Annotated in this window: 11 protein-coding genes and 1 pseudogene; 7 read left to right on the top strand and 5 right to left on the bottom strand. The window is 74.0% G+C overall.

From position 1 onward, the window contains the following. Window positions 1-197 precede the first annotated feature (197 nt). Both PUR61_RS11300 and PUR61_RS11295 read left to right on the top strand, forming a co-directional pair. Entirely contained in the window at window positions 198-614 is a 417-nt protein-coding gene (locus PUR61_RS11300; RefSeq protein ID WP_329878402.1) for a YrdB family protein, read from the top strand. Window positions 615-760: 146 nt separating this feature from the next. Next, window positions 761-1,489, top strand: a complete 729-nt coding sequence (locus tag PUR61_RS11295) for a DUF5995 family protein (protein WP_329878400.1) — start codon at window positions 761-763, stop codon at window positions 1,487-1,489. Between the two features lie 29 nt (window positions 1,490-1,518). Here PUR61_RS11295 and PUR61_RS11290 read toward each other — a convergent pair whose 3' ends face one another. Beyond that, window positions 1,519-2,835 carry an NAD(P)/FAD-dependent oxidoreductase gene (locus tag PUR61_RS11290; RefSeq protein WP_329878398.1) on the bottom strand — a complete coding sequence of 439 codons (1,317 nt, stop codon included), beginning with the start codon at window positions 2,833-2,835 and terminating at the stop codon, window positions 1,519-1,521. 106 nt (window positions 2,836-2,941) lie between these two features. On the opposite strand from PUR61_RS11290, the pseudogene PUR61_RS11285 reads away from it, so the two are divergent. Continuing rightward, window positions 2,942-3,031 (top strand): annotated as a pseudogene (locus PUR61_RS11285) (flavodoxin family protein); the annotation flags it as partial. 384 nt (window positions 3,032-3,415) lie between these two features. Further along, complete coding sequence (locus PUR61_RS11280) at window positions 3,416-4,312, top strand: serine protein kinase RIO (RefSeq protein WP_329878396.1); 897 nt, start codon at window positions 3,416-3,418, stop codon at window positions 4,310-4,312. Between the two features lie 234 nt (window positions 4,313-4,546). Here PUR61_RS11280 and PUR61_RS11275 read toward each other — a convergent pair whose 3' ends face one another. Further along, complete coding sequence (locus tag PUR61_RS11275) at window positions 4,547-5,824, bottom strand: serine hydrolase domain-containing protein (RefSeq protein WP_329878394.1); 1,278 nt, start codon at window positions 5,822-5,824, stop codon at window positions 4,547-4,549. A gap of 739 nt (window positions 5,825-6,563) precedes the next feature. Here PUR61_RS11275 and PUR61_RS11270 point away from each other — a divergent pair. Next, window positions 6,564-7,814 carry a family 2 encapsulin nanocompartment cargo protein terpene cyclase gene (locus PUR61_RS11270; RefSeq protein ID WP_443035151.1) on the top strand — a complete coding sequence of 417 codons (1,251 nt, stop codon included), beginning with the start codon at window positions 6,564-6,566 and terminating at the stop codon, window positions 7,812-7,814. Window positions 7,815-7,829: 15 nt separating this feature from the next. Continuing rightward, the gene (locus PUR61_RS11265; RefSeq protein ID WP_329878392.1) at window positions 7,830-8,732 is read left to right on the top strand and encodes a geranyl diphosphate 2-C-methyltransferase; all 903 of its coding nucleotides are present in this window, start codon (window positions 7,830-7,832) and stop codon (window positions 8,730-8,732) included. Between the two features lie 132 nt (window positions 8,733-8,864). Here PUR61_RS11265 and PUR61_RS11260 read toward each other — a convergent pair whose 3' ends face one another. The 3 genes from PUR61_RS11260 to PUR61_RS11250 all read right to left on the bottom strand — a co-directional run bounded on the left by PUR61_RS11260 (window position 8,865) and on the right by PUR61_RS11250 (window position 11,415). Beyond that, window positions 8,865-9,728 carry a thermonuclease family protein gene (locus PUR61_RS11260; RefSeq protein WP_329878390.1) on the bottom strand — a complete coding sequence of 288 codons (864 nt, stop codon included), beginning with the start codon at window positions 9,726-9,728 and terminating at the stop codon, window positions 8,865-8,867. 142 nt (window positions 9,729-9,870) lie between these two features. Beyond that, complete coding sequence (locus PUR61_RS11255) at window positions 9,871-10,290, bottom strand: hypothetical protein (protein WP_329878388.1); 420 nt, start codon at window positions 10,288-10,290, stop codon at window positions 9,871-9,873. Window positions 10,291-10,524: 234 nt separating this feature from the next. Beyond that, complete coding sequence (locus PUR61_RS11250; protein WP_329878386.1) at window positions 10,525-11,415, bottom strand: LysR family transcriptional regulator substrate-binding protein; 891 nt, start codon at window positions 11,413-11,415, stop codon at window positions 10,525-10,527. A 115-nt stretch (window positions 11,416-11,530) separates the two neighbouring features. Here PUR61_RS11250 and PUR61_RS11245 point away from each other — a divergent pair, with 115 nt between their 5' ends. Continuing rightward, window positions 11,531-12,529, top strand: coding sequence for a DMT family transporter (locus PUR61_RS11245; protein WP_329878383.1), 999 nt, complete (start codon window positions 11,531-11,533; stop codon window positions 12,527-12,529). The last annotated feature ends 35 nt before the right edge of the window (window positions 12,530-12,564 follow it).

Raw genomic sequence — 12,564 nt, 5'->3', positions numbered from 1 at the left:
GCCCGCGGCGTCCCACCGGAGGACGATCCGACGGATCGCGGGCCGAGCCCGTGGGCGCCGACACGTCGCCCCGCCGCGCCGCCCCGCCGCGTTCCACTCGGTGTCGCTGCGCCCGTCGCCGCGAGAAGCGGTGGCCACCCTGCCCGCCGCACCGGGCCCGGTGTCATGCTGGGGCTACCGATACAGAGGAGGCGCGCGTGGCGGGGGACAACGTCGGTGAGGCCGGGCCCGGTGCACGGCCCTGGTACGCCGCCAACGAGGTTCTGGCCTTCCTGATCGAACTCGCCGCCTTGGGCTCGCTGGGCTGGTGGGGGTTCGGCGCAGGCCACGAGGGCGTCCTGCGGATCCTGCTCGGGGTCGGGGCGCCGCTGGCGGGCATCGTGCTCTGGGCGCTGTTCGCCGCCCCCCGGGCACGGCTGCGGCCGGGGCTTCCGCTCGTCCTCGCGGTCAAGGCGGTGGTGCTCGGTGGCGGCGCCGCCGCTCTCTGGGCGGTGGGGCACCCCGTCGCGGCGGGAGTCATGGCGGGCGTGACGGTCGCCAACATCGCGGTGGCCGAGACCTTCCGCACGTCGGCCGTCGACCGCGCTCCCGGAGCGGCCGCACCCGCCGGCTGACGGGAGGCGACGCGGCCGTACGGCGGTTCGGGTGACCGGGGGCGGTGTGTCCGGGCGGCGCGCGGGCCCGGGGGCGGTGCCCGGTGTGTATACGTGGCAGCCGGTGGGCCGACCGCCCGCCGGAGACCGCTACGGAAGGGAACCCCATGACCCAGCCACGGGCCAGGGCCGCGCAGAGCGTCGACGAGGTCATCGAGCGGATGCGCGCGATCAAGGCCCGGCTGGACCCGCGGGACGGCGTCGCCTGCTTCAACCGGATGTACCTGCGCGTCACCGAACTCGTCGGCGAACGGTTGACTGCCGGCTCCTTCCAGGACCGGGCGTTCGTCGAACACCTCGACGTCGACTTCGCCAACCTCTACTTCGACGCCGTGGACGCCGCCGAGACCGGGCGCCCGGTCAACGCCGCCTGGCAACCGTTGTTCGAGGGCCGCGCCGACCGGGTGGTCTGGCCGATCCAGTTCGCGTTCGCCGGGATGAACGCCCACATCAACCACGACCTCGCGCTCGCCGTCGTGACCACCTGCATCGAGTGCCGCACCACGCCCGACACCCCGCCCGTCCATGCCGACTACCTCAAGGTCAACGAACTGCTCGCCCAGGTCGAGGCCGAGGTGCGGGCCTCCTTCGAGGTGCAGATCGGCACGGCCGGCACCCGCGCCGCCGAGCCCCTGAAGCACCTCGTCGCCAGCTTCTCCGTCGCCCGCGCCCGGGACGCGGCCTGGGCCACCACCGAGGCCCTCTGGCACCAGCGCAACCTCCGCCCGGTGTACGACGCCACGCTGACCGCCGTCACCGGCACCACCGCCCCCGCCGGACGGATGCTGCTCACCCCCGTCCTGCCGCCGGTGGAGCAGCCGGACGGCGACGTCTGACACCGACCTCCCACGCGCACGCCGACGGTTCAGCGCAGCGGGTCGAACGGCGCCAGCACGGCCGGGGGACGCCCCGTGGCGACCGCCTCGGCGAGCAGCCGTCCGGTGGCCGGGCCCAGCGTCATCCCCCACATCCCGTGCCCGCCCGCCACGAACACCCGGGGCGAGCGGGTGGCGCCGATCAGCGGCAGCCCGTCCGGCGTGCACGGCCGCGAGCCGACCCACACGTTCCGGCGGTCGTCCAGATCGGCCCCCTCCAGCAGCGGTCGCGCCGCCTCCGCGACCGCCCGGACCCGGCGGCCGTCGAGCGGTGCGCCCGGCCGGCGGAACTCCATCATCCCGGCCACCCTCAACCGGTCGCCCAACGGCGTGCAGGCCACCCGCTGCGCCGGGAAGTACACCGGCCCGGTCGGGGGCCGGCGCACCGCCACGTCGAAGCTGTAGCCGCGACCCGCCTGGACGACCGACCGTACGCCGAACCGGCGTGCCAGGTCCCCGAGGTGGACGCCGCCCGCCAGCACCACCGCATCGAAGTCCTCGGCGTCCCCGTCTCCGGTGAACAGCTCGACCCGCCCGCCCCGGTCCCGGAGCGCCCCGACGGCGGTGCCCGGCAGGATCGTCCCGCCGCGTCCGCGCATGGCCTCGGCCAGGGCGTGCACGAATCGGCCCGGGTCCAGGTACCGCTGGCCCTGCAGCAGCACCGCCGCGCCGATCCGCTCCGAGAGCGCCGGCTCCACCGCCCGGGCCTGCCCGCCGTCCAGCAACTCGTGCTCCACCGGCTGGCCCGCGCCCCGCAGGTGGTGCAACTCCGTGACCAGAGCCCGCCGTTCACCGGCCGTCCGGAACGCGGCGAGGAACGAGGCCGCCGGGAGCGTCCGTGCCGCGACCCCGCCCGCCGCCAGGAGGTCGAAGGCCGGCAGCGCCAGCCGGTTCAGCGGGACCAGCGCCGCCATCCCGCGCCGCCACCGACCGGGTGTGCTGTGCCGGACGAACCCGGCGAGGAACCGCATCAGCCCGGGGTCGGTGCTCGGGGGTACGTACACCGGGGAGGCGGGGTCGAACACCGCGCGCAGCCCGAAGCGCAGGACCGCCGGTTCCGGCAGCGGGGACGCCAGCCCCGGCGTCAGCCACCCGGCGTTCCCCCGGGACGCGCCCGCGCAGACCTCCTCGCGGTCGAGGACGGTGACCTCGACGCCGTGCTCCTGGAGGAACCAGGCGGTGGCCAGCCCGACCATCCCGGCGCCGACGACGGCGACCCGGCGCGGGTGCGCGGGACGCGCGGGGGAGACGGGGGCGGTGGACGAGGCGTGAGTACCGGGAGTACCGGGGGAGGCGTTCGGGGCCATGGGCGCTCTCCTTCTGCTGTCGCTGTCGCTGTCGCTGTCGTCCGGGCCGAGGGGACGGAACGATGGTGACGCGTGCAGGGGGCGGGCGTCGTCGTCCCCGAGGGTGGTCCTGCCGGCCCCCGGCGGCATCCCCGCCCACGGCAACCAGCGTTCCGAGTGGGACGTCGGCTGCCGCTTCGACGCCGAGAACCCTGACACAACACCGCCGACCGGCCCCGGTGGATGGGGACCGGCCCCGGTGGGAGGGGACCGGCCCCGGTGGGAGGGGGAGAAAAACGGGTTGCGCCGGGGGAGGCAGCGGCTTAGGTTCTGGGTGTCCTCGCCGATGCGGTGCGAGGAGTCGATGACGAGGAGGTGTGTCCGGATGGTTGCCGCCGTGATGCGGCGCGCCTTCGTGCGCGCGCCATACGCCCCCCTCGTACGTCTTCTCCCCACCGGCTGACAGCGCGTCGCATCGGTCGCGCCCCGGTGGGTCATCTCCTCAGGAGCCACCGCAGTGCGCGAGCGTTTTTCCGACAGTGATTCCTTCTCCCGTATCCGTCCCAGGGGCGGGTCCCGGCGCGGCCGCCGGTCCGAGGGGTTGGACGGGTTCGACGGTTTCGAGCCCGAGTACTTCCCCGCCGGGACGGCCGGCACCTCCGAGGGCGGCCTCGACGAGTCCGCCCTCCTGTCCCCGCCCTCCGCCGACGGTCCGGCGGAGGGCGACCGCTGGTCCACCTGGGACCGGTCCACCCCCACCGAGAAGGGGCCCGAGCCGCGGCCCGCCTGGGTGGTGACCGAACTCGCGGCCGTGGACACCGAGCTCGGGATCGTCAAGACGGGCAAGGAGGCCGACGTCTTCCTGCTGGAGCGCGGTGTCCCGGGCACCGGGCGGCGCACCCTGATGGCGGCCAAGCGCTACCGGGACTCCCAGCACCGGATGTTCCACCGCGACTCCGGCTACCTGGAGGGCCGCCAGCACAAGGAGTCCAGGATCTCCCGGGCGATGGCCAAGCGCACCGCGTTCGGCAAGGAGGCCATCGCCGGCCAGTGGGCGGCGGCCGAGTTCTCGGCGCTCTGCCGGCTCTGGACGGCGGGGGCGGCCGTGCCCTACCCGGTGCAGATCACCGGGACCGAGATCCTGATGGAGTTCGTCGGGACCGCGGACGGCACCGCGGCGCCCCGGCTTGCCCAACTCCGCTCGGAGGAGGCCGACATCGGGGATCTTTGGCGGCAGCTGGGCCACAGCCTGTCGCTGCTGGCGGCCGACGGCTACGCGCACGGGGACCTGTCGGCCTACAACATCCTGGTCCGTCAAGGCCAGTTGGTGATCATCGACGTCCCGCAGATCGTGGACGTCATCGCGAACCCGCGCGGCCTGTCGTTCCTGGAGCGGGATGTGCGCAACGTCGGCGCGTGGTTCGTGTCCCGGGGCCTGCCCGAGCGGAGCGTCGAGGAGCTCATCGACTCGCTGGCCCGGGACACGCGCCTGCGGTAGCCCGTCGCCGGGGCAGGCCCCGGCGACGGCCATGTCCGGCGCGCCTGCGGTGGTGAGTCTCGCTCACCTGTCGACCGGAGTTCCTGGGCCGCGATCGACGCGCCCGCCGCTCCGCAGGCGCCGCCCAGGACCCCGCCGACAACGTCCGCAGGCCGCCGGTGGATTTCCGGCCGCCTCCCCGCTCCCCGTCAGCCGCGTGGACGGTCAGTCATACCGCCGCCGTCCAAAGACCGTTCAGCGGCCGCCGCAGAAAGCCGTTTCGAGGAACGCCCGCATCGCCGTGATCTGGGCGGCCTCGTCCTTCTCGTCGCCGCGGCCGGTGTACGAGAGCGCGACCTGGCGGTCGGCGGTGCCCCAGAGCTGGGTGTCGTAGCCGAAGATGCCGCCGTTGTGCCCGAGCACCGGTCCGCACGAGAGCTGGTACCGCGCCAGGCCGAGGCCGTAGTCGAGCTGGTGCCCGCCGGGCTCGGTCGGCACCGCGGCCGTCATCTCTCGCATCAGCCAAGCGGGCAGCAACTGTCCCCTGAGCAGAGCTCGTTCGAAGCGGACCAGGTCGTCGGTGCTGGAAATCAGCGCCCCTGCGGCGCCGGCCCAGGTGGGGTTGTGCTCGGTGACGTCCACGTACGTCTTGCGGACCGGCCCCGCCTCGTCGACGATCGTCCAGTACCCGTGGGCGTGCGGGCCGGGGATCGCGCTCGCGCTGCCGGGGAACGAGCTGTCGTCCATCCCGAGCGGCCGCAGGACGCGCCGGGTGATCTCCTGGCCGTACTCGTGCCCGGTGGCCTTCTCGATCAGGAGGCCGAGCAGCGCGTAGTTGGTGTTGGAGTACCGCCACTCGGCGCCCGGTACGAAGTACGGCGCGTGGGCGGCGGAGGCCGCGACCAACTGGCGGGCGGTGACCGTGCGCTGTAGCCCGCCGTCGGCGAACCAGGCGCGGAACACCGCCGGGTCGAACAGTTCGGGGAAGATGCCGCCGCTCTCGTTGGTCGGATCCCAGAGCCCCGACGTGTGGTTCAGCAGCTGGCGCACCGTGACGTTCGCGCCGTTCGGCACGAGGCCCGGCAGGTGCTTCTCCACGGCGTCGTCCAGACCGATGCGGTGCTCGCCGACCAGTTGCAGCACGGTGGTGGCGACGAAGACCTTGGTCACGCTGCCCGCCCGGAAGCGGCCGTCGCCGCGTACGGGCGCGCCGGTCGCGAGGTCGGACACCCCCGAGGCGCCCCGCCAGACCCCGTCGCGGTCGCGGATCTCGGCTATCGCGGAGACCGCTCCGGCGGAGGTCAGTGCCGCCAGGGCCTGCCGGCGCTGCCGGGCGGCGGACCGGTCGGACCGGCCGTCCCGGCCCTCGGCCTCGGCCGCGTCGGCGGTCTCCGCGGACTCGGTGGACTCGGTGGGTTCGGCCGCTTCGGCCGTGGACGGGGCGCCCGCCGCCGAAGCGAGCGCGGGGGCCGCGGGCGCGGCCAGGACGAGACAGGCCGCTGCGGCCACGACGTAGGCCAGGCGACGTTTCACGGGTTTCTCCTCGGTTGTGGGCGAACCGCGTCCGCCCCGACCTCAGCCTCCCGGCTGCTCGCCACCGGATCGTCGCCCTGACTGAGGACCCGCTCCTCGGCCCCCGGAGGTACCCGCATACGCCGCCGGAAGGAGACCGCACCGCAGGGAAGTTGTACCCCGGTCGGCTGTCGCGCCCGAATCCCGGCGGACCCGCCGGCTCGTCCACCGGCCTTGCCCGCCGGCCCCGTCCACCGGCCCTGTCCACCGCCCGGACGGTCGCCCGGGGGAGGCTGCCGGGAATCGAACTGACGTGAGCTCTATCGAACGTGGGATCGATTTCGGCCGGGGGTGATGCCGTGCGTGGCGCCCGTGTCCGGGTGGTGGCAGGTTTCGGATCCGGGGGATCGGCGCGGGTTCGTGTGGTCGGCCGGATCCGCCGACAGGTGGGGGAGGGTGCCCTGGCGTGCGGGGAAGCCGTTCCGGCCCCGGGCGGAGGGAGGTCGGACGGTCCACGATTCCCCGCCGGTGCGCTTCAAACGCGGTGGGTGGATACGTTCACCCGATCGGGTGTAGAAGATCGTTCGGCTCGTTCCAGACCTGCCACCCCGCCTACCGTTGGGAAGCGAGCGAGACGGGTCCGCTTGCGGAGATCCCGTTCCCGCCGGGTTATATGACGATCAGTCATCCCCTGTAGTTCCTTCTCGGAGGGAGGCTCCCCCATGCCCCTGGGCACCAGGCCGGAGACGCCGCGGACGTCGTGGCGCGCGCGGTTCGTCCCCGCCGCCGCGCGGCGCGTACCGGAGGACGTTCGGACCGTGGCCGAGCGAGGCGTGCCGGAGCACGTCCGGACGGAAGCGGTGCGGTCGTGAGTTCCGTGGCCCTGGACCGGATCCTCCGCGGTCCCAGCGGGCTGGGCACGGCGGGCCTGCACTTCGCGCCGCGCGACGAGGCGCCGGAGGTGGCCGAGGCATCCGATTCGGACGATGGCGAAACGTCACGCCCGGCGCCCGAGGCGGGCCCGCCGAAGACCGGCGACCCGATCCCCGGCCTGTACTGGCACCCGGTGGCGGAGCCCGACCCCGAGCGGGTGGCGGAGGTCAGCCGCCGGATCAAGGTCTGGGCGGAGGACGAGGTCCAGCTCTACCCGCCGGAGTGGGAGGACCAGTTCGACGGCTTCACGCTCGGCCGCTACATGGTCACCTGCCACCCCGACGCCCCGACCGTCGACCACCTGATGATCGCGACGCGGCTGATGGCCGCCGAGAACGCCGTCGACGACTACTACTGCGAGGACCACGGCGGTTCGCCGGTCGGCCTCGGTGGGCGGCTCCTGCTCGCCCACACCGCGCTCGACCCGCTCCACACCACGCAGGCCTACGGGCCGGACTGGGCGGAGTCCCTCGGGTCGGACGCCCCCCGGCGCGCGTACCGCTCCGCAATGGACTACTTCACCCGCACGGCCACCCCCGCCCAGGCGGACCGGTTCCGGCACGACATGGCCCGCCTCCACCTCGGCTACCTCGCCGAGGCCGCCTGGTCGGAGACCGAGTACGTCCCCGAGGTGTGGGAGTACCTGGCGATGCGCCAGTTCAACAACTTCCGCCCCTGCCCCACCATCACGGACACGGTCGGTGGCTACGAACTGCCGTCGGACCTCCACGCCCAGCCCGCCCTGCAACGGGTCATCGCGCTGGCCTCCAACGCCACCACGATCGTCAACGACCTGTACTCCTACACCAAGGAGCTCGCCAGCCCCGGCCGGCACCTCAACCTGCCCGTGGTGATCGCCGAACGCGAGGGCGTCTCCGAGCGGGACGCCTACCTGAAGGGCGTCGAGGTCCACAACGAGCTCATGCACGCCTTCGAAGCGGAGGCGGCCGCCCTGGCCGCCGCCTGCCCGGTACCGACCGTGGTGCGCTTCCTGCGCGGCGTCGCCGTCTGGGTCGACGGCAACCACAACTGGCACCAGACCAACACCTACCGCTACAGCCTGCCTGATTTCTGGTAAGCGAGGAGATGACCGATGACCACGACCGACATCACCCCCCTGAACGGGTCCGCCCCCTTGAACGGCGCCGTCACCGTCCCCGGGCCGGCCACCCCCTACCAGGGCGACATCGCCCGCTACTGGGACCATGAGGCACGGCCCGTCAACCTGCGCCTCGGTGACGTCGACGGCCTCTACCACCACCACTACGGCATCGGTGACGTCGACCACTCCGCGCTGGGCGAGCCGGGTGACAGCGAGCGCGAGAAGAAGGTGATCGCCGAGCTGCACCGGCTGGAGTCCGCACAGACCGGCGTCCTCCTGGACCACCTCGGCGACGTCACGGCCGGCGACACGCTCGTCGACGCCGGCTGCGGCCGAGGCGGCTCCATGGTGATGGCCCACCAGCGCTTCGGGGCCAAGGTCGAGGGCGTCACGCTCTCCGCCAAGCAGGCTGACTTCGGCAACCGCCGCGCCCGGGAGCTGGGCATCGACGACTCGGTCCGCGCCCGGGTCTGCAACATGCTGGCCACGCCGTTCGACACCGGCTCGGTCCGCTCGTCCTGGAACAACGAGTCCAGCATGTACGTCGACCTGCACGACCTCTTCGCCGAGCACTCCCGCATCCTGTCGGTGGGCGGCCGGTACGTGACCATCACGGGCTGCTGGAACCCCATCTACGGCCAGCCGTCGAAGTACGTGTCGCAGATCAACGCGCACTTCGAGTGCAACATCCACTCCCGTCGCGAGTACCTGCGGGCCATGGCCGACAACCGGCTGGTGCCCGCCGCCGTCATCGACCTGACCCCGGCGACCCTGCCCTACTGGGAGCTGCGGGCCACCGCGTCCTCGCTGGTCACGGGCATCGAGGAGGCGTTCATCAACTCGTACCGGGACGGCTCCTTCCAGTACGTCCTGATCGCCGCCGACCGCGTCTGACACGACGGCGCCCGACGCGCACCGCCGCCCGCGGCCCGGCCACCCGCCGGGCCGCGGGCGGCGGCGGTGTGTCCGGGCCCGGGCCGGGGCGGGTCCGCCCCGTCGCCCGGCGCGCGCCGGGGCGGCGCCCGCTCAGCCCTCGCTGAAGACGAGGTCCTCGACCTCGACGGTCATCCGCACGGCGTTGCCGTCGAGGACCTGGACCAGCGGCTTGAGGCTCAGCTCGGTCCGGTCGGTCGGGATGACCTTGACCTCGTCCTGCGCCCCGGCGAGGAAGGCGGGGAGGCAGGTGAGGGAGGTCCCGACCAGGTTGAAGTGGTCGACCAGCCGCCGGAACAGCTTGGGCAGCAGCACCAGGCCGGTGAGCGCCTCCATGGTGGGGATGACCGCGCCGGTGGCGGAGGTGGTGACGTCGTCCCGCCAGAGTCCCTTCTTCTCCGTGCGGGCCTGGTGGGCGACGGTGGTGAGTTCGGTGCGGAGGTCCGCGAAGAGCTTGCTGTAGAAGGTGGGGTAGGCCAGCCCCCTGGAGAGCAGGTCGTGGTTGGCGGTGGTCCGCAGCAGCGGGACGTCCATCTGGACCTGGCTGCCGTCGGCGCCGGGCGGGGCGCCGACGCCGACCAGGGCGACGCAGCGGCCGAGGTTGTCGGCGCCGAGGGTGGCGATCCAGCCGGGCGTGGTGGCGGGAGTGGCGGCGACGACCTTCTCACCGTCGTGCTGGACGTGGCTGAAGCCGAGGAAGGCGAGCAGCGCGTCCCGGGCGGCGTGGGCGAACTCGTGCGGCTGGCTGACCTCGGGGCCGGTCCGGTCGTAGTGGGTCTCCAGGGCGTCCACGGCGTCGAGCCGCAGCCTGGTCTCGCCGGTGGCGGCGCTGTGCTTGACCGGACAGCCGGGGAGCCGGTCCCAGGCCTTCGGATCGAGCGGGACGAAGCGGACGGTGTCGCCGTCCGGCTCGGAACCGATGATCTTGAACGAGCCGTGGACCAGGAGCATCGTCATGGCAGCCTCTTCGTGGTGGCGGCGGAGGCCGCCCGCCCGGTCGGAGGTGCCGGTTCGTGGGGGTCCGTCACGGCCGGTGCGGCCCCGGTGGTGGGAGGCGGCGGGGTGGCGCCACTGTAGGTTCGTGTCCGATCCGGTTCAATCACCCCCGGCGTTCCCCGTCCGGCGCGTCGCCGGTGGTGGGGTTGGTGGCGATCAGGGTGTTGCCGCCGCCGCCAGCGGTGATGGTGGCGGCGGGGCCGCCGATCCGGGACCACGCGGCGCCGTCGTAGCGGTAGAGGTCCCCGGTGGTGGGGTTGGTGGCGGCCAGGACGCCGCCGCCGCTCACGACGGTGCCCGCCGGGCCGCCGACCTGGATCCAGGCGGATCCGTTCCACTGGTGGACCCCGGTGCCGCCGGGCGAGAGTGCGGCGAGCAGCGGGGAGGCCGCGACCGCGGCGGTCGCGGCCGGTGCGGCGGCTGCGACCGGTGCGGGGGAGAGCCCGGCGGCCTGCGCCGGGAGGGTGGCCAGCGTGCCGCCGAGGACGACGGCGGCGCCGGTGAGGAGGAGCTTGCGGGTCATGGCGCGGAGGTTCATCGGAGTACCTGCCTTCGGGTGAGGTGCGGGTACGTGCGGAGAGAGACCACGGCCGGCGGGGATGTGGCGCCCCGCCTTGACCGTTCAGCGCGAACATGCCACGGCCATCCTCGCCCGCGGTCCCCCCGCATGTCGTACGACGAAATGCGGATTCCGTTCGGGCGGCTCCTGCGGTACAAGCGACTTAGCATCAAGTCACTTGCGGTGACGCGTAGTTGGTCAGGACGGGCGGGCCTCGATCCGCTCGGCGCGGACGGCGGTCAGCAGGCCCGCGACCGCCGGGGACCACGGTCGACCGGTCGGACCGGTGAGTGTGAGCGTCCGGTGCACGGCGGGCCGGATCGGGACGAGCACGCAGTCCGCCGGAAGCATCGGCTGCGCCAGCGAGGGCATCACCGAGACGCCCACGCCCGCGTGCACCATGCCGATCAGCGTGTTGAGGTCCCGGATCCGGTGCCGGGGTGCGAACCGGACGCCCGCCCGGCGGTACGCCTCCCGGATCTGGCGTTCGCAACCGCCCTCGGAGAGCAGGAAGTCGTCGTCCTCCAGCTCGGCCACGTCCACGGTGTCCTCCCCCGCCAGCGGATGGTCGCGACGGAGCAGCGCGTGCATGGCGTCCGAGCCGAGCGTGACCGCGCCCGGCGGCACCTGGGCCGTGTCGATCAGGACCGCCGCGTCCACGGTGCCCGCCTCCAGCCAGGCGGTCAGTTCGTCGTCCTCGCCCTCGAAGACCCGCACGGTCAGCCGCGGGTGCGCGGCCCGCCAGTCGTGCAGCAGCCCGGGCAGCAGCCCCTGGCAGACGGTCGTGGGCGCGGCCAGCCGGACCGTTCCGGTGAGCCCGCCCGAGTGGCGGGCGGCGATCGTGCGGACGGCCGCCGCGGAGGCGACCGCCGTCCGGGCGTGCGGCAGGATCCGTTCGCCCAGCGGGGTCGGCCGGGCCGGTGCGGCCCGGTGCAGCACGGGCGCGCCCAGGACCCGTTCCAGGGCCGCCACCGCGTGCGAGACCGCGGACTGGCTGATGCCCAGCTCGGCCGCCGCCGCCCCGAAGCCGCCCGCGTCGGCCACCGCGACCAGCGCCCTGAGCTGGGCCAGGTTCACCTCGGGGGTCATGAGACTTCCTCATCTGCCGCGCACCATGACTTGTTGGACTCATGGTCCGCCGACGAGCCACCCTCTGTCCACGCGGTCGGCCGGGACACCCGGTCGGGGCGACGAGGAAGGGCGGGTGGTCCGGGTGCGGCAGCGCTGGTGGCCGGGGTTCGTGGCACTGTCGGCGATCTGGGGCGCGAGCTTCGCGTTGATCAAGGTGGCCGTCGACGCGGGCGTGCCGCCGGTCTGGGTGGCCTGCTGGCGATGCCTCCTCGGCGCCGCGGCACTCTGGGCGATCCTCGCCGTCCGCCGGGAGGCCGCCCCGCGCTCGCTCGCCACCTGGGGCCACTCCGCGGTGGCGGCCGTCCTGCTGAACGCGGCGCCGTTCGTCCTCTTCTCCTACGGCGAGACGCGGGTCAGCTCGGTGCTGGCCGGCGTGCTGAACGCCACCACCCCGCTGTTCACCCTGCTCTTCGCGGTCGCCACCGTCGCCGGGGAACGCCGCCCCGGCCCGCGCCGGCTCGCCGGCCTCGGCCTCGGCTTCGCCGGGGTGCTCACCGTCCTGGGCGTCTGGCGCGGCGCCGGCGCCGGTTCCGTCGACGCGGTCGGCGGTCTGGCCTGCCTGGCCGCCGCCTGCTGTTACGGCGCCGGGTTCGCCTACCTGCGGCGCCACCTCGCGGGCCGCCCGGAGTCGGCGACCGCCCTGTCCGCCGTGCAGATCGCCTGCGGTGGTGCCGAACTGCTCCTGGTCGCACCCTTCGTCGCCGGTGCCCCGCACTGGCCCGGCGCCGGACCGGCCGCCGCCCTGCTGGTGCTCGGCGCCCTCGGCACCGGAGTGGCCTACATCCTCAGCCTCAACCTGGTCCGCACGGCGGGCACCGCCGTGGCCGCCGCCGTCACCTACGTGACCCCGCTCTGGTCGACGGCGCTCGGGGCCCTCCTGCTCGCGGAGCCGGTCGGCTGGAACGCGTTGTTCGGCGGGCTCGCCGTGATCGCCGCGGTCGCCCTCACCCGGCCCCCGGCCCCCGCCGGGGCGGGGGCGGGCGGTGAGGCCGGCGGCGGGGCAGGTGGCGGGGACGGTCGGAGCCGCCGGGGCTTCCCGAGCCGCCGGAAGGCGCGTCAGCCGGTCGGTTAGGGTGGGTTGATGGGCAAGGGGCGGGCAGGTGACGG

The sequence above is a fragment of the Streptomyces sp. BE20 genome (assembly GCF_036322525.1).
Lineage (GTDB): Bacteria > Actinomycetota > Actinomycetes > Streptomycetales > Streptomycetaceae > Kitasatospora.
Note: the sequence above shows the minus strand (reverse complement) of the source record. Positions and strands in the feature narration are given on the sequence as shown.